The sequence below is a fragment of the Bosea sp. 29B genome (genome assembly GCF_902506165.1).
Classification (GTDB): domain Bacteria; phylum Pseudomonadota; class Alphaproteobacteria; order Rhizobiales; family Beijerinckiaceae; genus Allobosea.
Genome location: NZ_LR733817.1, coordinates 567,228 through 587,181, shown reverse-complemented (window position 1 = coordinate 587,181; position 19,954 = coordinate 567,228). Strand labels below are relative to the sequence as shown.

The following is a 19,954-nucleotide window of genomic DNA, read 5'->3' as shown; positions in this document are numbered from 1 at the left end:
AAGGATTTCCCGGCTGCGGCGGGCCTGCTCAGATCATAATCATCCCTGATTGATATTCTCTGGTTGATAAATGACGATGGCGACATCGTGCAGCCGTCGGGACGAGCCGGTGAACATCAACCAGATCGAGGCCTTCCTGGTGCTGGCGGAGTGTCTCAGCGTCACCGAGACCGCCAGGAGGATGCATTGCACGCAGCCGGCCGTGACCATGCGCATCCGCATGCTCGAGCAGGAGCTCGACACGATGCTGTTCGATCGGATCGCCAAGCGGATGCATCTGACGCAGCAGGGCGTGGCCTTCCGCGATTATGCGCTGCAGGTCGTCAACGCGCTCGGCGCGGCACGCGAGCACCTGCGCCAGATGGGCGATCCGCTAGGCGGTACCATCCATTTCGGCGCCAGCAACTTCATTGGCGTCTACCTCGTTCCGGCGATCATCGCCCGGCATAAGCAGCTTGCGTCGAAGCTGGCCTTCGAGCTCGATATCGCCTCCTCCTCCGAGCTGATCCGCCGGCTCGAGGCGAACAGCGTCGAGTTCCTGATCGTCTCCGACCAGATTGAGCTCGATCCGCAGCGCTTCCTGTTCCGCGAGCTCTGCCGCGACGAGCTGGTGCTGATCACGGCGCCGGGCCATCCCTTTGCGCGGCGCGGCGAGGTGGTGCCGGGGGAGCTCGCCAAGGAGACCTTCCTGATCAAGCCCGAGCCCTCGGCGACGCGGCAATTCCTGGTGGAACGGATGCGCCGCAGCGGGATCAGGCTCGGCCCGGAAATGCACATCTCCAGCCTGGAGGCGATCAAGCAGGGCGTGATGCACGGTCTCGGCGTCTCGATCGTCTCGCGGATGGCGGTGGCGCACGACATCGCCGGCGGCCTGCTTGTTGAGGTGCCGATTGCGGGCGCCACCTTCGAGCGGGGCATCAGGATCGCGCATCATCGCGGCAAGCTGCTCTCGCCGGCGACGGCGCGCTTCCTCGATTTGCTGGTCAGCGAGCCCTTGCCAGGGCGGTTCGCGGCACTGCGCTGATATCAGTCGGCCACGTCCAGATCGGGCGTGAAGGCGCCGAGATTATAGGCTTCGAGCCGGGGCGCTGCCGCATTGCCATCGGCGAAATCGAAGATGGTCAGCGTGCCGGGGGTCACCGGCAGGATCTGATTGGGCGCAAGCCCGAGCAGCACGTTGCAGGCGGCGCGGACGACGCCGCTATGGACGATGGCGAGGAGATCGCCGCCGCCGCGCCCGATCCAGTCTGCGAGCGCATCGCGGATGCGCGCCGTGAACTGCTGCCAGCTCTCGCCGCCGGCCGGGGTCAGGCGACCGGCGCGCCAGGCGGCATAGTCGTCGGGCTGGCTGGCGATCAGCTCGTCCTTGGCGCGGCCGGTCCAGGCGCCCATGTCGAGCTCGCGCAGGCGCGGCTCCAGCACGGCGTCCTCGTAGCCGACGATCCGCGCCGTCTGGCGGGCGCGGCCGAGGTCGGAGGAGACGATCCTGGCCGGGGCGAGCGTGCGCAGGCTCGGCGCGATTGCCTGCGCCTGCGCGACGCCGCGCTCGGAGAGGGGGGAGTCGTCATGGCCCTGCAGGCGTTTCTGCGTGTTCCAGAGGGTTTCGCCGTGGCGAAGCAGGATCAGTCTCATCGGATCGGCTCTGTCGTGGGATTGGCTGCGGTCCGGCGGAGTGTCAGAGGCCGTAGCCCAGCAGCCGGAACCAGGTGAACACCGACAGCGAGATCAGGACGGCGCCGATGAAGCAGGTGATGAGGCCGTATTTCAGCTGGTCGAGCACCGAGAAATAGCCGGTCGCGAAGTAGATGGTGTTGACCTTCGAGTGCGGCGGCAGGGTGATCGTGTAGGTCAGCGTGAACGATGCGGCGAGGGCGAGCGTCACCGGGTTCATGCCGAGCGTCTTGGCCAGTGCGATGAAGGCCGGGATCATGATCGTCGTGCGCACGGTCTTCGAGGTGAAGATCATGTGGCTGAACATGCTCAGGAAGATCACGACGACATAGACGGTTGCCGGCGCCATCGTCTCGAGACCGAGCCCGTAGACGAGCTTGCCGATGATCCATTGCGCGCCCTTGGTCGATTCGAGCGCGTTGCCGGCGGCGTAGGCGCCGGCCGCGAAGATCATCAGGTCCCATTTGATGTTTGCCTCCTTCCAGGTGATCAGGCCGATCCCGGGCATGAGGCAGAGCGTGGCGGCGATGACGGCGGTCATGTAGACCGAGAGGCCGAAGCCGTTGAACCAGGCCTCCTGATAGTCCTCCGTCGCCCAGAGCAGCAGCGTCAGGACGAAGATCACCATCGCCTTCTTCTCGGGGAGGGTGAGCTTGCCGAGGCCGGCGAGCTGTTCCTTGAGCTTGGCCATGCCCTCCGAGAAGCCGGTCTCGCCGCGGAAATCGAACAGCTTGAGGCCGACAAAGAAGGTCAGCAGCATGGTCAGGATTGCCGAGGGCATCGCGGCCAGGAGCCAGTCCATGTAGCCGATGTCGGTCCCGGCCTGCTCCTTGATGAATTTCACCGCGATCATGTTGGCAGCGGTGCCGGTCATCACGCCGGAGGTGGCGACGGCGTCGGCCTGGACGCCGAGCAGCATCATCAGCCGGCCGAAATTGCTCTGGCCGGGAACGGCGCGATAGATCTCCAGCAGGATGACGCAGATCGGTACCATCAGGCTGGCGCGTGCCGTGGTCGAGGGTACGAAAAAGGCGAGCGCGAAGTTGATGAAGATCAGGACCAGCAGGGTCCGTTTCGGCGTGCCGCCGAAGGAGGTGATCATCCACAGGGCGAAGCGGCGGGCGAGGTTGGACTTGACCATCGCTGCGGTCAGCACGAAGGCCGAAACCATCAGCCAGATCACGTCGAAGCCCAGCGTCTCGAAGGCGACGCGCTCCTTGACCGTGCCGGTCAGGGTCAGCGCGATGATCGCCAGCATGGAGGTGAGGTAGATCGGGATCGATCCGGCGACCCAGAGCGTCAGGGCGGCGCAGAAGATCGCCAGCGCCTTCTGGCCGGGATAGCTGAGGCCCGCCGGTGTCGGCATCAGCAACAGCAGGGCGAAGACAGCAATCGCGAGCGGAATGCCGATCTTCTTCAGAACAGATTCGGACTTCCCGCCGCCGGCCTCAGTGCCGCCGGAGAAATCCGCGGAGCCTAAGCTCTTCACTGCCTCGCCGCTCATGCGTCCCTCCCCGGACCGTGTTTTGCAGGACGATAGCTTCGGCTCATTCAAAACGAAAATTTAATATCTTTATTTACTTGATAAGTATCTTCTATGGACTTGCGAGCTGGGTAGCGGCGCCGGGACAACGGAAAACGCCCGGACCGATGGCGATCCGGGCGTTGCCGTGTTGGTGAGATCGCTCAGCTGCGAGCGAAGCGTCCGCTCACGCCTGCTCGACATGCTCCTTCGCGACGAAGGCGATGCGGACCATGTTGGTTGCGCCCGGCGTGCCGAACGGAACGCCGGCGACGACGATGAGCCGGTCGCCCTCGGCGGCAAAACGCTCGCGCACCGCGAACTTGCAGGCGCGGAAGGCCATGTCGTCGATGTCGCTTGCGTCCTTGGTCACCACCGAATGGACGCCCCAGACGAGGGTGAGCCGGCGCGCCGTGGCGGCGTTCGGCGTCAGCGCGATCACCGTCGAGTTCGGGCGCTCGCGGGCGATGCGGAAGGCGGTCGAGCCCGAGGAGGTCCAGGCGGCGATCGCCTTGAGATTGAGCGCGTCGGCGATCTCGTGCGAGGCCTTGGCGATGGCGTCGGCGCCGGTCGCTTCCGGCTCCGCCTTCTGCGATTCAAGGATGGAGCGATAGACCGAGTCGCTCTCCACCTCCTCGGCGATGCGGTTCATCATCGCGACCGCCTCGATCGGGTACTGGCCGGCGGCGCTCTCGGCCGAGAGCATGACGGCGTCGGCGCCCTCGAACACGGCGGTGGCGACGTCGGACACCTCGGCGCGGGTCGGAACCGGCGCGGTGATCATGCTTTCCAGCATCTGCGTCGCGACGACGACAGGCTTGCCCATGCGCCGGGCCATGCGGGTGATGCGCTTCTGGGTGCCCGGCACCTTCTCGAGCGGCATCTCGACCCCGAGATCGCCGCGCGCCACCATGATCGCATCGGACGCTTCGATGATCTCCTGCAGGCGCAGCACGGCCTGCGGCTTCTCGATCTTGGCGAGCGCCAGCGCCCGGCCTTGCACGATCTTGCGCAGCTCGGCCATGTCCTCCGGCCGCTGCACGAAGGAGAGGGCGATCCAGTCGACGCCGGCTTCTGCTGCGGCCTCGGCGTCGGAACGGTCCTTGTCGGTCATGGCCGAGACCGGGATCGTGGTGTCGGGCAGGCTGACGCCCTTGCGCGAGGAGAGGCGGCCGCCGACGACGACCTTGGTCACGGCCTGCTTGGGCGAAGCCTTCTCGACGACGAGACGGATCTTGCCGTCGTCAAGAATGAGGTGATGGCCGGGCTCCAGCGCCGAGAGGATCTCCGGATGCGGCAGGTGCACGCGCTTGACGGTGCCGGGCGCCGGGTCGGCGTCGAGGATGAAGCGGGCATCCTTCTCCAGCATCACGCCGCCATCGCCGCCGAACTGGCCGACGCGCAGCTTCGGCCCCTGCAGGTCGGCGAGGATGCCGACCGGGCGGCGGAACTGCTTCTCCAGCCCGCGCAGCATCGCGATCCTTGCCGGCAGATCCTCGCGCTGGGTGTGGCTCATATTGATGCGGAAGACGTCGACGCCGGCCTTGAACAGGGCGGCGCACATCTCCGAGGTGGACGAGGCCGGCCCCAGCGTCGCGATGATCTTGATCCGCCGTTCCCGCCTCATCACGTCATTCCCCCTTCAAAAACCCATTTGGACCCGCTTCCGGCAGGCCTCGCCGATTCAACCGATTAGGGCAAGCGATTTGCTGCACCGCAATCACGGGCGCGGCGCGGCGCCGGCCGTGTCGGTGAGCTGGATCGTCCAGCCTTTCTGCTCGCCGGTGTCGACCTCGAAGAAGCCGGAGCGCTCATAGCCGCGCGCCAGGCAGTCCTCGATGCCGCGGATAGTGAATTCCTTGTTGCGCGTGCACATGACGGATTTGCCGGTCCATTCGCCGCCTTTGTCGTAGTCGACGGCGTGGACGTAGTAGAAGCGCGCCGCCAGCGTGCCGCGCAGCAGGGTCTCGCAGGCGCGCGGAGCCAGGTTCCACCAGCCTTCGGTGATCCAGCCTTGCGCATCGCGATAACCGAGGGCGATGCCGACGCGGCTGCCGGTCGTGTTGCACATGCGCAGATCGGCCAGCGCCGGGCCGGCACCGGCCATCAGCAGCCCTCCGGCCAGCAACATCGAATGGAGACGTGCGCTTCGGCTCATGAATCGCTTCTTGGATCGATCAGAATCACGCGGCAATCGTTGACATTGGTCAGGGTCGGGCCGGTCTGCAACAGGTCGCCGAGAGCCGAGAAGAAGCCGGTCGAGTCGTTCTGGGCCAGCGATTTGGCGGGATCGAGGCCGAGGCCGCGGGCGCGCGCCAGCGTCGTCTCGTCGATCACCGCGCCGGCCGGGTCGGTCGCCTCGCCGCCGCCGCCATCGGTGCCGTCGGTGTCGCCCGAGAGCGCGACGATGCCGGGCTCGCCAGCGAGCGCGATCGCCAGGGCCAGCGCGAATTCCTGGTTCGGGCCGCCGCGGCCATTGCCGGCGATGGTGACGGTGAGCTCGCCGCCGGAGATCAGCGCAACGCGGCGCCCGGCCGCCTTCAGCTCGCGTGCCCGCTGCGCCTGGGCGGCGGCGACGTCGCGCGCCTCGCCTTCGAGATCAGGGCCGAGATCGATCGGCTCATAACCGGCCTCGGCGGCGGCCTTGACCGCCGCGGCAATGGCGTCGGCCGGGCGTGCGACGATGCGGTATTCGCTGCCGGCGAAGGCGGGATCGCCGGGCTTGGGCGTTTCGCTGGCGTCGTCGGCGAGCAGGGCCTGCGCCGCGGGTGGCAGCGCCAGCCCGTAGCGGGCGACGATGGCGCGGGCATCGGCCATCGTGCTCGGGTCGGGCACGGTCGGCCCCGAGGCGATCGCGGCGGGATCGTCATGCGGCACGTCGGAGACGGCGAGGGTCAGCAGCTTGCCCGGAGCGGCGGCGAGCGCGAGCCGGCCGCCCTTGATGCGCGAGAGCCGCTTGCGGACGATGTTCATCTCGCCGATCGGCGCGCCGGAGCGCAGCAGCGCCTTGTTGACCGCCTGCTTCTCGGCGAGTGCGAGCGCACCGGCCGGCGCGACCCAGTTGGCCGAGCCGCCGCCGGAGAGCAGCACCAGGACGAGATCGTCGGCGGTGGCGGAGGCGGCGAGTGCGAGCGCGCGTGTCGCGCTGGCGATGCTGCCCTCGTCGGGCACCGGGTGGCCGGCGGCCAGCATCGGGATATGGCGGGTCTGTGCCTCGTAGCCATGGCGGGCGACTGCATGGCCGAGGAAGCGTTCGGGCGGCAGCTTCAGCGTGTCGAGATAATGGGCTTCCGCCAGCAGAGTCATGCTGCCGGCGGCCTTGCCGGCGGCCAGCAGGATCAGGCGCCCCTTCGGAGGCGGGGGCGGCAGATGCGCGGCGAGCCAGCTGCGCGGATGGGCTCTGTCCACGGCGGCGTCGAAGATCCGGCGGGCGACCCGATGCCGCTCTGCAATTGCGTCCTGCCGCTGCTCCAAGCGCCTTCCCCGTGCGAATCTGCTGCTGGCAATCGACTTTCGTCTTAGCCTCTTATCGGCCTCTTACTAGAGCATGTCCCGCAAAAGTGGATACCGCATTTGCGATCAGCACATGTTCCAGGATGTTGCGGCAGCGTGAATTCTTGCCGCTCTGCCGTTCCGGGCGAGGCGAAAGCGCGCTATGTCGCGCCTGCGCGGGCGCAGCTCGCGATGCGACGGATGGTCCGAGGTCATGATGCGTGCGGACGAGGACTTGCAGGGCGGTGCTCCGGTGCGGCAGCCCGGCGATGTCGAGATCATCGCGGGGGATCCGGCGAGCGGCATCCTGCTGCTTTGCGACCATGCGACCAATGCGATCCCGCCTGAGCTGAACCTGCTCGGCCTGCCGCCGCAGCAGCTCGAACGCCACATCGCCTACGATATCGGAGCGGCCGAGATGACGCGGGCGATGGCGCAGGCGCTGGGCGCTCCTGCCGTGCTCAGCAATTTCTCGCGCCTGCTGATCGATCCCAATCGCGGCCGCGACGATCCGACTCTGGTGATGCGGATCTCCGACGGCGCGATCGTGCCGGGCAATGCCCGGATCGACGAAGCCGGGATCGCCGAACGGATCGCGCGCTATTACGCGCCCTATGACACCGCGATCGACGCCGCGATCGAGACGGCGATCGCTGCCGGCTACCCGCCGGCGATCGTCTCGCTGCACTCCTTCACGCCGTTCTGGAAGGGCGTGCCACGGCCCTGGCATGCCGGCGTGCTCTGGGACAGGGAAGGGCGCCTCGCGCAGGCGCTGATCGCGGCGCTGCAAGCGGAGGGCGATCTGATCGTCGGCGACAACGAACCCTATAATGGCGGCCTGCCGGGCGACACGATCGACCGCCATGCGACGCGCCGCGGTCTGCTCGACGCGCTGATCGAGATCAGGCAGGACCTGATCGGCGAGCCGCATGCGGCCCGCGCCTGGGGCCTCAGGCTGGCGCGGCTGCTGCCGGGAGCGCTGGCTGCGGCTCTAGATCGCGTCGCATTTTGACGGTTCCGTCAAAATGCGGAAAACGTGATCGATTTTCAAAGTTTAGAGCATTGCTTGCGCGAAAAACCGGTGCCCACTTTTTCGCGCAATGCTCTTGAGATGTGAACTCAGCGCCCTTCCTGCTTGACCTTGCCGCCCATCCTTGCGAACCCCTGCGGCCAATTTCCGAAGAAGGGTTTTGAGAATGGACGATCCGGTTGCAGGCGATCAGCTCAAGAGCATCGTGCAGCGCATCGAGCGGCTTGAGGAAGAGAAGAAGACGATCTCCGACGACATCAAGGAGGTCTATTCCGAGGCCAAAGCCAATGGCTACGACGTCAAGGTGCTGCGCAAGGTGATCGCGCTGCGCAAGCGCGACCTCGACGAGCGCAAGGAGGAAGAGGCGATCCTCGACCTTTATCTGCAGGCGGTCGGCGAGAGCGCCTGAGGCCATCGTCAGGGCCTGGCCAAAAAATAGGGCGCGCGTTTTCGCGAGCTCAGGCTTCGATATCCATCACGCCGTCATCCCAGACGAAGCGAAGCGTAGATCCGGGATCCATTCCTGAGCCTTTCCGATAGAGGTTCCGGAATGGGTCCCGGTCTCCCTCCGGTCGCCCGGGACGACCCGCGCTTTTTTCAGCTGGAAGGCGCCCTCGAAATCGTTGCGGTCTTGGCTCTTCAGGAGCCTCCCGCGCGCCAGCCGGCGGCGATCTCCCTCAGCGCCGCAATGAAGATCTGGGCCGACAGCGACAGCACGGCATCGGCGCGCGTCGTCAGGCCGACCGGACCCAGCGTGTCTTCCGTATGGGCCGGTAGCAGGGCCAGCTGGCCGCTGGCGACGTCCTCGGCGACCACGCCTTCGGAAATGAACCAGATCGCATCGGTCTGCTTGAGATAGCCGCGGGCGAAGGCGTCCGAGACGGTCTCGATCACGCCTGAGCGGGGCTGGATCGAATTGGCGATCATGTAGCGCTCGACCGTCGAGCTGATCACCGATCCCGGCGGCGGCATGAGCAGCTGATGCTGTGCGATCGCCGCAAGGGCGAACGCCTCCGCATGAAGCAGGGGATGCCCCGGCCGGACGACCAGCCCGATCCGCTCGGAGTAGAGGTGCTCGAAGGTGAAGCCGGTCATCGTCTCCGGCGCGGCCATGCGGCCGATGACGAGATCGAGGTCGCCGAGCCGGAGCTGCGCCATGAGCACGTCGTTCGCCCCGGTCACGACCCGCGGCCTGAGGCGGTCATAGCGCTGCGTCATATGGGCGATGGCGGCCGGCAGGATCCGGGCCGACGCCGTCGGCAGTGCCCCGACGGTGAAAGCATGCTCGGGCGACATCTCGTCGCCGCCCACCATCCGCATGCCCTGCTTCAGCGCGGTGACACTGGCGCTGGCATAGCGCAGGAAGATCTCGCCGGCGCCGGTGAGCAGCATGGTCCGGCGGTTGGGCTCGAACAGGGCCACGCCCAGGAGCTCTTCGAGTTCCTGCACGGTCTTGGACATGGCGGGCTGGCTGACATGGAGCACCGAAGCCGCCTTGACGACGCTTTTCAGCCGCGCAACCTCGATGAAGCAGCGCAGATGGCGAAATTTGATGCGCCGATCCATCGTCGACAGGCGCGGCTCGGCCATAGTTCGATAACCTCACGGTTATTATCGCGGGCAGTGAATTCATTTAACATAAGAGTTTCGCTGCTGCATATTCCCACCGCACGCTGGCATCCGCGGCGCTTGCGACCCCGTCGAGGGGCGCGCACCCGGGCGGCGAACGAGATTTCCATCCGTCGCATCCGGCGGCGAATGGCATCCGAGGAAACAACAAGGGTTTTCCCGCATGAGCGAAGCCTTCATCTGCGCCTATGTCCGCACGCCGATCGGCCGTTTCGGCGGCTCCCTGTCTTCGGTGCGAGCAGACGATCTCGGCGCCGTGCCGTTGAAGGCCCTGATCGAGCGCAATCCGGGCGTCGATTTCGGCGCTGTCGACGATGTGATCTTCGGCTGCGCCAATCAGGCGGGCGAGGACAACCGCAATGTCGCGCGCATGTCGCTGCTGCTCGCCGGCCTGCCCAAGGAGGTGCCGGGCACGACGATGAATCGGCTCTGCGGCTCGGGCATGGATGCGGTCATCGCCGCGGCCCGCGCGATCAAGGCCGGCGAGGCCGAATTGATGATCGCCGGCGGCGTCGAGAGCATGTCGCGCGCGCCCTTCGTACTGCCGAAGGCCGACAGTGCCTTCTCGCGTCATGCCGAGATCCACGACACCACCATCGGCTGGCGCTTCATCAACCCGCTGATGAAGGCGCAATACGGCGTCGATTCCATGCCGGAGACCGGCGAGAACGTCGCCGCCGACTGCAAGATCAGCCGCGCCGACCAGGACGCCTTCGCGCTGCGCTCGCAGCTCAAGGCCGTTGCGGCCCAGCAGAATGGCCGGCTCGGCAAGGAGATCGTTCCGGTCGTCATCGCGCAGCGCAAGGGCGATCCGATCCGCGTCGAGAGCGACGAGCATCCGCGCGGCGACACCACGCTGGAGAAGCTCGCCAAGCTGCCGACGCCCTTCAGGAAGGAGGGCGGCACGGTCACCGCCGGCAACGCCTCGGGCGTCAATGACGGCGCCGCGGCGCTGATCGTCGCCTCCGAGAAGGCGATGGCGAAATATGGCCTGACCCCGCTGGCGCGCGTGCTCGGCGGCGCCACCGGCGGCGTCGCGCCGCGGGTCATGGGACTCGGGCCGATCCCGGCGACGCGCAAGCTCTGCGAGCGGCTCGGCATCAAGCCCGGTGATTTCGATGTGGTCGAGCTGAACGAGGCCTTTGCCAGCCAGGGCATCGCCGTGCTGCGCGAGCTCGGCATCGCCGAGGACGGAGCCCATGTGAACCCGAATGGCGGGGCGATCGCGCTCGGCCATCCGCTCGGCATGTCGGGCGCCCGCATCGCCGGCACAGCCGCGCTGGAGCTGTCGCTCACCGGCAAGCGCCGTGCGCTCGCCACCATGTGCATCGGTGTCGGCCAGGGCATCGCCATCGGACTCGAACGCGCCTGACGGCAGCCTGTCGGGACAATCCAAAGACAACGGGAGTGAAACTGAATGACGCAGAAGGTTTATGACAGCCCGGCGGCGGCCCTCGACGGGCTGCTGTTCGACGGAATGACGATCATGTCGGGCGGCTTCGGCCTGTCGGGCAATCCCGAGAGCCTGATCCCGCAGATCCGCGATTCCGGCGTGAAGAACCTCACCGTGATCTCGAACAATGCCGGCGCCGACGGCTTCGGCCTGTGGATGCTGCTGCAGACCCGGCAGATCAAGAAGATGATCGCGTCCTATGTCGGCGAGAACAAGCTGTTCGAGCAGCAATACCTCTCCGGCGAGCTCGAACTGGAGCTCAACCCGCAGGGCACGCTGGCCGAGCGCATCCGTGCCGGTGGCGCCGGCATCCCGGCCTTCTACACCCGCACTGGCGTCGGCACCGTCGTCGCTGAAGGCAAGCCGGTCGAGGAGTTCGAGGGGCAGCTTTACGTTCGCGAGACCTGGCTGCGCGCCGATCTCGCCATCGTCAAGGCGTGGAAGGCCGACACCGCCGGCAACCTCGTCTACCGGCGCACGGCGCGCAACTTCAACCCGAACATGGCGACAGCCGGCAAGGTCACTGTCGCCGAGGTTGAGGAGATCGTGCCGGTCGGTTCGCTCGATCCGGAAGGCATCCATACGCCCGGCATCTATGTCGACCGCCTGATCAAGAGCACGATCAACGAGAAGAAGATCGAGAAGCTCACCGAGCGCAAGAGGGAGACCGCCTGATGGCCTGGACCCGTGAACAGGTGGCCGCCCGCGCCGCCAAGGAGCTGCAGGACGGCTTCTATGTCAATCTCGGCATCGGCATCCCGACACTGGTGGCGAACTACATCCCCGAGGGCGTCGACGTGACGCTGCAGTCGGAGAACGGCCTGCTTGGCATCGGTCCCTTTCCCTATGAGGGCGAGGCCGATCCCGACCTGATCAATGCCGGCAAGCAGACGATCACGGTCCTGCCCAGCTCGAGCTTCTTCTCCTCGGCCGACTCGTTCGCGATGATCCGCGGCGGCCATATCGACCTCACCATCCTCGGCGCCATGGAAGTGGCGGCCAATGGCGACATCGCCAACTGGACCATTCCCGGCAAGATGGTGAAGGGCATGGGCGGCGCGATGGATCTCGTCGCCGGCGTCAAGAAGGTGATCGTGGTGATGGATCACGCCAACAAAGCGGGTGAATCCAAGGTGCTGGAGCGCTGCTCGCTGCCGCTGACCGGGCAGGGCGTGGTCGACCTGATCATCACCGATCTCTGCGTCATGGCCTGCGACAAGGCCAAGGGCGGCGGGTTGACCCTGATCGAGCTGGCTCCCGACGTCACGCTCGACGAGGTCAAGGCCAAGACGGCGGCGCCGTTCACCGTGGCACCGGAGCTGGCGAAGGCGGCCTGAACGGCGTCTTCGCGCAAGAACAAAGCCCGCCCGGCGATGTCGCCGGGCGGGCTTTTCTGTTTCTGCCGCGTTGCCCGTGCAGCCCGGTGAAGCCGGGCCGCACTGTGGGGGCGATCAGGCGATCTTGGGCAGAAGCTCGTCGAGACTCTTCTTGGCGTCGCCATAGAACATCCGCGTGTTCTCCTTGTAGAAGAGCGGGTTCTCGATGCCGGAATAGCCCGTGCCCTGGCCGCGCTTGGAGACGAAGACCTGCTTCGCCTTCCAGACCTCGAGCACCGGCATGCCGGCGATCGGCGAGTTCGGATCTTCCTGTGCTGCCGGATTGACGATGTCGTTCGAGCCGATGACGATCGCGACGTCCGTGGACGGGAAGTCCTCGTTGATCTCGTCCATCTCCATGACGATGTCGTAGGGCACCTTCGCCTCGGCGAGCAGCACGTTCATATGGCCCGGCAGACGCCCGGCCACCGGGTGGATGGCGAAGCGCACCTCCTTGCCGGCGGAGCGCAGCTTGCGGGTCAGTTCCGAGACCGATTGCTGCGCCTGCGCCACTGCCATGCCGTAGCCCGGCACGATGATGACGCTGTCGGCGTCGTTCAGCGCGGTGGCGACGCCGTCGACGTCGATCGCGATCTGCTCGCCCTCGATCGCCTGCGCCGGTCCGGTGGTGTTGCCGAAGCCGCCGAGGATGACCGAGATGAAGGAGCGGTTCATCGCTTTGCACATGATGTAGCTGAGGATCGCGCCCGACGAGCCGACCAGCGCACCGACGACGATCAGCAGGTCGTTGCCGAGCGTGAAGCCGATCGCCGCCGCCGCCCAGCCCGAATAGCTGTTCAGCATCGAGACCACGACCGGCATGTCGGCGCCGCCGATGCCCATGATCAGGTGGTAGCCGATGAAGAAGGCGAGCAGCGTCATCAGGAAGAGGGCCCAGAAGCCTGCCCCCTGCACATAGAGGATCAGCAGCAGCAGCGAGAGCGCTGCGGCGCTAGCGTTGAGCATATGGCCGCCGGGCAGCTTCTTGGCCTTGCCGTCGACCTTTCCAGCGAGCTTGCCGAAGGCGATGATCGAGCCGGTGAAGGTGACCGCGCCGATGAAGACGCCGAGGAAGACCTCGACCTTCAGAATGCTGATTTCGACCCCGGTCTTGTGCGCCAGCACGCCGGCAAAGCCAGTCAGCGCCTCGCGGGCCACCGCGTCGAGCCTCATCACCGAAGCGAGCTCGATATGGGCGTTGAAGCCGATCAGGACCGCCGCGAGGCCGACGAAGGAGTGCAGCGCCGCGACCAGCTGCGGCATCTCGGTCATCTGCACCTTCATCGCCACCTGCCAGCCGATCGCCGCGGCGATGGCGAACATGACGATGACGAGCCAGAGCTTGCCGCTGCCGGGGCCGAAGACCGTGGCGATGACGGCGAGCGCCATGCCGACGATGCCGTACCAGACCGCGCGCTTGGCGCTTTCCTGGTTCGAGAGGCCGCCGAGGGAGAGGATGAACAGGATGGCGGCGGAGATGTAAGCCGCAGAAACGATACCGATGCTCACTGCGGCCCCCTCAGGACTTCTGGAACATGGCGAGCATCCGGCGCGTGACCAGGAAGCCGCCGACGATGTTGATGGAGGCGATCAGCACCGAGATCATCGCCAGGAAGGTGACGAGCCAGCTGGACGAGCCGATCTGCAAGAGGGCACCGAGCACGATGATGCCGGAGATCGCGTTGGTGACGGCCATCAGCGGCGTGTGCAGCGAATGCGACACGTTCCAGATCACCTGGAAGCCGACGAAGCAGGCGAGGGCGAAGACGATGAAGTGGCTCATGAAGCTTACCGGCGCATAGGCGCCGACGATCAGCATCAGCACCGTGCCGACGCCGAGCAGCATCAGCTGGGACTGGGTCTGTGCCTTGAAGGCGGCTGCTTCCTTCGCCCGCTTTTCCTCAGGGGTCAGCTCCTTGGCCTTCTCCTTCGGCTTCTGGGTCGCGATCGCGGCGACCTTGGGCGGCGGCGGCGGGAAGGTGATGGCGCCCTCGAAGGTCACCGTCGCACCGCGAATGACGTCATCCTCCATGTTATGGACCGGCTTGCCGTCCTTGGCCGGCGTCAGGTCCGTCATCATGTGGCGGATATTGGTGGCGTAGAGCGTCGAGGACTGGGCCGCCATCCGGCTCGGGAAGTCGGTGTAGCCGACGATCGTGACCCCGTTCGGCGTGACGATCTTCTCGTCCGGCTTGGTCAGCTCGCAATTGCCGCCGCGCTCGGCGGCAAGGTCGACGATGACCGAGCCGGGCTTCATTGCCTCGACCATGTCCCTGGTCCACAGCACCGGCGCATCGCGGCCGGGGATCAGCGCCGTGGTGATGACGATGTCGATCTGCGGGGCGAGCTCGCGGAACTTCTTGAGCTGGGCCTCGCGGAACTCGGGGCTGGAGGGCGCGGCATAGCCGCCGGTCGCGGCGCCGTCCTGCTGCTGGCCCTTGAAGTCGAGAAAGACGAACTGCGCACCCATCGATTCGATCTGCTCGGCCACTTCCGGGCGGACGTCGAAAGCGTAAGTGATGGCGCCGAGCGAAGTCGCCGTGCCGATCGCGGCAAGGCCGGCGACGCCGGCACCGACGACCAGCACCTTGGCCGGCGGGACTTTGCCCGCGGCGGTGATCTGGCCGGTGAAGAAGCGGCCGAAATTGTTGCCGGCCTCGATCACGGCGCGATAGCCGGCAATGTTGGCCATCGACGAGAGCGCGTCCATCTTCTGGGCGCGCGAGATGCGCGGCACCATGTCCATGGCGATGACGTTGGCGCTCTTGTCCTTGCAGAACTCCAGCAGCTCCTTGTTCTGCGCCGGATAGAAGAACGAGATCAGCGTCTTGCCGGCCTTGAGTCGTTCGGCCTCCGCCGTCTCGGGCGGGCGCACCTTGGCGATGATGTCGGCTTCGTCCCAGAGCGCGGCGGCCGTCTCGACGACCGTCACGCCGGCAGCGCGATAGGCATCGTCCGTGAAGCCGGCGGCAAGGCCTGCTCCGGTCTCGACGAGGCAGTCATAGCCGAGTTTCTGCAGCTGCTGCGCGCTGTCGGGCGTCATCGCCACGCGTGCCTCACCCGCGAAGAGTTCCTTAGGCGAACCGATCTTCACTACGCTCCCCCTCCTGCCGTGAGCCCGGCTGTTCAGCCTGGCGAGCAACTGCGAAACCTGCAGACATTTCCCTATGGCATCCGACAGGAGCGGCATCTTTGCAAGCGCCGAGGCGCGCGCCGGACTGATCGAGCCGGCCGGCCGGCGGACCTATCGTCAGCGGTGGAGGCTGCAATCCGGGTGAGAGTAGCCCCATTTCAGTCGGAATCGGTGTGCATCGCACAAAAATGCCGCCCGGAGCATGTTCCCCGGACGGCGCTTTATTCTTCAGGGTGTTGCTTCAGGCAATCAGCCCGAGTTGCACCCGATCAACGGTGGGTGCGGAACCGGACCTCGTCGTCGATGAAGGTCTTCTCGCCAAAGGGCGCCTCATTCGAGCCGAAGGGCATCTGCGCCGTCAGCTTCCAGGACGCCGGGATGTTCCAGGTCTTGGCGACCTCGGCATCGACCAGCGGGTGATAGTGCTGGAGGCTCGCGCCGATGCCGGCGTCGGCCAGCGCGGTCCACACCGCCAGCTGCGCCATGCCGGTCGAATGCTCCGACCAGATCGGAAAGTTGTGCGCATAGAGCGGGAAATTGGCCTGGAGCGCCTTGACCGGCTCCTGGTCCTCGAAGAACAGCACGGTTCCGGCGCCGCTGGCGAAGCCTTCGATCTTCTTGGCAGTCCCCGCGAAGTCGGCAGCCGGCACGATCGCCTGAAGCGCCTCCTTGGCGATGCTCCAGAACTTGTCGCTCTCCCTGCCGAACAGAATGACGGCGCGCGAGCTCTGCGAATTGAAGCTGGACGGGGAGAGGCGGACCGCTTCCCGGATCAGGGCATCGACCTGCGTTTCGGAGATCGGCAGATTCTTGCCGAGAGCATATTGCGTACGGCGCTTCTTGAGCTTGTCGAGCATGGCTTCCTCATCTGTGACGCTGGCAGGCCGATGAAACGGGGCTGTTTGTCTCGGAGCGCGCCTCGTGGCGGCCTTCCTGCGAAAGCGGGATTTGATGAGGGAGAGGTAGCGGTTCACTTGCCGCACCAGAATGCCCATATTGGGCATCAATCTGTTGCTCATCCAGGAACACTTGCGGGAACGCTTCATGTCCGAGATCGACGATATCAGGAGCTTTGTCGCCGTCGTCGACGCCGGCGGCTTCGGCCGGGCCGCGCATAGCCTCGGCCTGGCGAAATCGATCGTCAGCCGCCGTATCGCCCGCCTGGAGGCCGATCTCGGCACGCGCCTGCTCAGCCGCACGACCCGTGGCGTCGCCGCCACCGAGGCCGGCCTGGAATTCAAGGCGCGCGGCGAGCGCATCCTGTCCGAGCTCGCCGAGGCGCGCGAGGCGATGGCGCAGCAATCCGAAGGTGTCGCCGGACGCCTGAGGCTGTCGATGCCGCTCTCCTTCGGCTACCGGCATCTCGCGCCGGTGCTGGCGGAGCTGGCGGAGCGCCATCCCCGGCTGGAACTCGATGTCGAGGCCAGCGATCGCCAGGTCGATCTGATCGGCGAGCGCTTCGATGCCGCGATCCGGATCGGCTCGCTCAAGGATTCCAGCCTGGTGGCGCGGCGCATCGCCCCGGTCAAGGCGGCGGTGCTGGGCAGCCCGGGCTATTTCGCCAGCCACGGCCGGCCGGAGACGCCGCTCGACCTCGCCCGGCACGAATGCCTGGTCTATTCCGGCAACAGCGTGGTCGACTGGGGCTTCCGCATAGGCCGGCGCTGGGCCTCGGTGCGCCCATCCGGGCGGCTGCGCTCGGACAATGGCGATACGCTGCTGCGCTGGGCCGAGGCCGGGCTCGGCATCGTGCTGCTGCCGACCTTCATCGCCAGCGACGCGATCCGCGCCGGGACGGTCGAGCATATCCTCTGGCGCTATCCGATGCGGGAGAGCGCACTGCATGTCGTGCGCCCGCCGGGGCCTTACGTGCCCGGCAAGGTGCGGGTCCTGATCGATCTCATGCTCGAGCGCTTCGGCAACACGCCGTCCTGGGATCCCTGCCAGGCGGCCGTTCAGGCGAAGATCGCGGCCGGTGAACTGGCGCCGGAAGACTATCCCGCCGACGAGCATCAAATGGCGTGAAGTCGCGCTTCACCCGAATTCGCGTGGCAAGGGGGCCATAAGCGGCCAGTGTTCCGCCCATGACAATGGGAGATCACGATGCTGCTGGTTGGAATGCTCGACAGCCCCTATGTGCGGCGCGCCGCCATCACCGGGACCTTGCTCGGCCTCGATTTCGAGCATCGCTCGGTCTCGGTGTTTCGCCACATGCCGGAGTTCCGCAAGATCAACCCGCTGATCAAGGCGCCGACGCTGGTCGCCGATGACGGCACGGTGCTCAGCGAATCCCTGCTGATCATCCAGCATTTCGAGGATATCGCCGGCCGCTCGCTGCGGCCGACCGACAAGGCCCAGCGGGTCAGGGATCTCAGCCTGACCGGCATCGGCATCGTCGCCGCCGACAAGGCGGTCTCGGTCGAATACGAGCGCAAGCGGCCGGAAGAGAAGCGCTACGACAACTGGCAGGAGCGCATCCTGGCGCAGCTCCACACGGCTTTGGACCTACTGGATCAGGCCGCCCAGCGTGGGGAGATCGGTGCGGGTCCTGAGCTCAGGCCGGGCGACATCGCCGCCGCGATCGCCTGGGGGTTCTGCCGCTTCGTCATTCCGGAATTCGCCCCGGAGGCGCGCTGGCCGGTGCTGGCGCGCCAGGCTGCAGCCTGCGAGGCCCTTCCGGTGTTCAAGGCCTGGCCGATCGACAAGGAATAGGCTGAGGGATTGCTCAGTTCTGGACGAAGGTCGTCGGCAGTGCCTTGACCGCCGGGCCGCTGAAGCCGCTGGTGCCGACATCGCTGGGCTCGGCGGCAGAGAAGCCGAGCGAGGCGGCGGGGCTGGCGCCGGCGACCCAGCCCTTGGCCTGAGCCTCCGCACCAGCCTTCGCCCTGGCGGTCGCGACGGTGGCGCGGCGTACGGGAGGGACCTCCGGTGCCGAGACGGCGGCGAAGAGCGAGTCGAGGCCGGCCCGGTCGGCATTATATTCCGCAGCGATCGGGGTGCTGCGCGGCCGCACAGCGATCTGCGTCGTGCCAGCTTGCTCCGGCGCGGCGCCCGGTGGGCGCGGCCGGATCGGCGGCATCGGATGATTGATCGCGACCAGTTTGGCGCCGGCGGGAACGGCGTCCTCGGCGTCGTCGCTCAGACGCAGTCCCTCGGTCGACAGGCTCGCCAGCGCGACCGGGCGCGACGGCGGCAGCGGGGCCGAGACGGCCTTGCCCGTAAGGATGGTCTCCAGCGACGGGCCGGGCAGGTCGGTCGGCCTACGCGGCGGCAGCGAGGCGAGGATGAGCTTCTGCTCGGAGGCGGGCAGCGGCAGGGCTGTGGCGTCCGCCGCCAGGGCGGCGAGCTGCGGCGAGCCGGTCGGCGGATTCGGCGCCGGTGGCATCAGGCCGCTCGGGCGCGCGACGGGAAGCGCGGTCGCGATCGGGGCGGGTTTTTGCGGTTCGGGCGGCGCAACCTGGGCAGGAGCCAAGGCGGCGACCTGCGTCTCCTCCGGCGGCGGCGCGGTGGTGGTCGTCGCGCGATTCGACCGCTCGCGCAGCACGGAACGGCCGCTCGGCTCGGGCTGGGCCGGCTGCGCATTGAACACGGCAAAGCGACCACCATCGCCGCTGTTGCTGTCGCCGGCATAGGCCATGACAGTCGGCTGCTGCGTCGGCGCGCGACGTGCCGCGGCCGCACGGCCACGGGTCGGGCGGGCGTCGGCCTCTTCGTCGTCGCCGCCGAACAGCGCGGCCCAGAAGCTCTTGCCACCGCCACCGGACGCCATGATCGCGCCCTCGTCGAAATCTCCGGCAGCGTAGCCCATCACCGAGCCGCCGCTGGAGAGGATCTCGGCCTTGGCGACCTCATAGCCGCCCAGCGGCTTGCCGTCGGCCGGCAGGTGCACCGTCTTCTCGTCCGGGAAGAGCCGGACCAACTGGTCGCGGGTCATGCGCGGCCAGGAACGGACCGAGCCGGCGTCGAGATGGACGAAGGGGGTGTGCGCGCCGGGATAGAAGCCGACGCCGCCGCGCTGCATCCGCATCGCAGTCTCGCGCATGCGGGCGGTCGGGGTATCAGGCAGATAGAAATCCATCGCCTTGCCGAGCATGTGCTGGCTGTGCTTGGCGACGCCGCGCGAGCGCCGGCGCAGCATCGAGTTGGTGCCGGGCGAACGATAGGCGGAGACGACGTGGAAGGGCTGGTCGGAGCCGACCTTGCGATGGACTTCCCAGGCGATATCGAACAGCCGTGGATCCATCCGGATCGGCTCGTCGATGCGCCAGTCGCGCAGCGCCCAGTTCAGCTTCTCCAACGCCGCGGAATCGTAGCGGCCGTCACGCTTGAAGGTGACGGTCGTCTCCTCCTTGGTGTGCATATGCTTGATCGTGATCGTGCGGGTGTCGCCGTTGGCGACGGCGTTCTGCGTGCCGCGCACGCCAAGCACCAGGAAGCTTGCGCCCGTGGCGAGCAGGAAGCCGGCACGCGCGCTCAGCCGCAAAAACCGCGGGAGCCGTGCTGCGATCTCGGCTTTTGACCTGCTCACTCTGCCAGACCCGTCTCGAAGCACCGGGCGAGCCGGAGCGGTAAACGTGAAGGAACAGTTGCCGAGAAGGCTTAACGGGAGGTTACCGGCGAGACAACTCCCCGCCGGAATCCGGCAAGC

18 protein-coding genes are annotated in these 19,954 nt (G+C 66.8%); 8 read left to right on the top strand and 10 right to left on the bottom strand.

From position 1 onward, the window contains the following. Positions 1–109 precede the first annotated feature (109 nt). Positions 110–1,024 (top strand): LysR family transcriptional regulator, encoded by a 915-nt coding sequence (locus tag GV161_RS02970; RefSeq protein WP_152011929.1) that lies wholly within the window; start codon positions 110–112, stop codon positions 1,022–1,024. Positions 1,025–1,026: 2 nt separating this feature from the next. On the opposite strand, the gene GV161_RS02965 is transcribed toward GV161_RS02970, so the two are convergent. The 5 genes from GV161_RS02965 to GV161_RS02945 form a co-directional block, all read right to left on the bottom strand. Continuing rightward, entirely contained in the window at positions 1,027–1,632 is a 606-nt protein-coding gene (locus GV161_RS02965) for a histidine phosphatase family protein (protein ID WP_152011930.1), read from the bottom strand. Positions 1,633–1,675: 43 nt separating this feature from the next. Continuing rightward, entirely contained in the window at positions 1,676–3,175 is a 1,500-nt protein-coding gene (locus GV161_RS02960; RefSeq protein WP_152011931.1) for a DASS family sodium-coupled anion symporter, read from the bottom strand. A gap of 205 nt (positions 3,176–3,380) precedes the next feature. After that, positions 3,381–4,820, bottom strand: coding sequence for a pyruvate kinase (pyk, locus tag GV161_RS02955; protein ID WP_152011932.1), 1,440 nt, complete (start codon positions 4,818–4,820; stop codon positions 3,381–3,383). A gap of 93 nt (positions 4,821–4,913) precedes the next feature. Next, positions 4,914–5,351: a DUF1036 domain-containing protein gene (locus GV161_RS02950; protein ID WP_152011933.1), complete on the bottom strand. Its 438-nt coding sequence runs from the start codon at positions 5,349–5,351 to the stop codon at positions 4,914–4,916. Then, a complete protein-coding gene (locus tag GV161_RS02945; protein WP_152012445.1) occupies positions 5,348–6,646 on the bottom strand; it encodes a DUF4147 domain-containing protein in 1,299 nt (432 codons plus the stop codon). The genes GV161_RS02950 and GV161_RS02945 overlap by 4 nt, the downstream gene beginning before the upstream one ends. 256 nt (positions 6,647–6,902) lie before the next feature. Between GV161_RS02945 and GV161_RS02940 the strand changes: the two genes are divergently transcribed. After that, on the top strand, positions 6,903–7,697 hold the full coding sequence (locus tag GV161_RS02940) for an N-formylglutamate amidohydrolase (protein WP_152011934.1): 795 nt from the start codon (positions 6,903–6,905) through the stop codon (positions 7,695–7,697). A 184-nt stretch (positions 7,698–7,881) separates the two neighbouring features. Beyond that, positions 7,882–8,124 (top strand): DUF2312 domain-containing protein, encoded by a 243-nt coding sequence (locus GV161_RS02935; RefSeq protein ID WP_152011935.1) that lies wholly within the window; start codon positions 7,882–7,884, stop codon positions 8,122–8,124. A 230-nt stretch (positions 8,125–8,354) separates the two neighbouring features. On the opposite strand, the gene pcaQ is transcribed toward GV161_RS02935, so the two are convergent. Next, positions 8,355–9,305, bottom strand: coding sequence for a pca operon transcription factor PcaQ (gene pcaQ / locus GV161_RS02930; protein ID WP_244623857.1), 951 nt, complete (start codon positions 9,303–9,305; stop codon positions 8,355–8,357). A gap of 202 nt (positions 9,306–9,507) precedes the next feature. On the opposite strand from pcaQ, the gene pcaF reads away from it, so the two are divergent. From pcaF to GV161_RS02915, 3 genes are read left to right on the top strand one after another with little or no spacing between them, the layout of a single operon-like run. Beyond that, positions 9,508–10,716, top strand: a complete 1,209-nt coding sequence (gene pcaF / locus GV161_RS02925; RefSeq protein WP_152011936.1) for a 3-oxoadipyl-CoA thiolase — start codon at positions 9,508–9,510, stop codon at positions 10,714–10,716. Between the two features lie 45 nt (positions 10,717–10,761). Then, positions 10,762–11,472: a CoA transferase subunit A gene (locus tag GV161_RS02920; RefSeq protein WP_152011937.1), complete on the top strand. Its 711-nt coding sequence runs from the start codon at positions 10,762–10,764 to the stop codon at positions 11,470–11,472. Beyond that, complete coding sequence (locus GV161_RS02915) at positions 11,472–12,134, top strand: 3-oxoacid CoA-transferase subunit B (RefSeq protein WP_152011938.1); 663 nt, start codon at positions 11,472–11,474, stop codon at positions 12,132–12,134. Before GV161_RS02920 ends, GV161_RS02915 begins: the two co-directional genes overlap by 1 nt. Before the next feature lie 114 nt (positions 12,135–12,248). Here the strand turns inward: GV161_RS02915 and GV161_RS02910 are convergent, their stop codons facing one another. The 3 genes from GV161_RS02910 to GV161_RS02900 form a co-directional block, all read right to left on the bottom strand. Continuing rightward, a complete protein-coding gene (locus tag GV161_RS02910) occupies positions 12,249–13,682 on the bottom strand; it encodes an NAD(P)(+) transhydrogenase (Re/Si-specific) subunit beta (RefSeq protein WP_152011939.1) in 1,434 nt (477 codons plus the stop codon). Positions 13,683–13,692: 10 nt separating this feature from the next. Continuing rightward, the gene (locus GV161_RS02905) at positions 13,693–15,267 is read right to left on the bottom strand and encodes a Re/Si-specific NAD(P)(+) transhydrogenase subunit alpha (protein WP_152011940.1); all 1,575 of its coding nucleotides are present in this window, start codon (positions 15,265–15,267) and stop codon (positions 13,693–13,695) included. 308 nt (positions 15,268–15,575) lie between these two features. After that, positions 15,576–16,163, bottom strand: coding sequence for a nitroreductase family protein (locus GV161_RS02900; protein ID WP_152011941.1), 588 nt, complete (start codon positions 16,161–16,163; stop codon positions 15,576–15,578). Positions 16,164–16,350: 187 nt separating this feature from the next. On the opposite strand from GV161_RS02900, the gene GV161_RS02895 reads away from it, so the two are divergent. Next, complete coding sequence (locus GV161_RS02895) at positions 16,351–17,331, top strand: LysR family transcriptional regulator (RefSeq protein WP_152011942.1); 981 nt, start codon at positions 16,351–16,353, stop codon at positions 17,329–17,331. A gap of 78 nt (positions 17,332–17,409) precedes the next feature. Beyond that, positions 17,410–18,018 (top strand): glutathione S-transferase family protein, encoded by a 609-nt coding sequence (locus tag GV161_RS02890; RefSeq protein WP_152011943.1) that lies wholly within the window; start codon positions 17,410–17,412, stop codon positions 18,016–18,018. 13 nt (positions 18,019–18,031) lie between these two features. Here the strand turns inward: GV161_RS02890 and GV161_RS30865 are convergent, their stop codons facing one another. Next, positions 18,032–19,789, bottom strand: a complete 1,758-nt coding sequence (locus GV161_RS30865) for a DUF882 domain-containing protein (protein ID WP_244623858.1) — start codon at positions 19,787–19,789, stop codon at positions 18,032–18,034. Positions 19,790–19,954 lie beyond the last annotated feature (165 nt).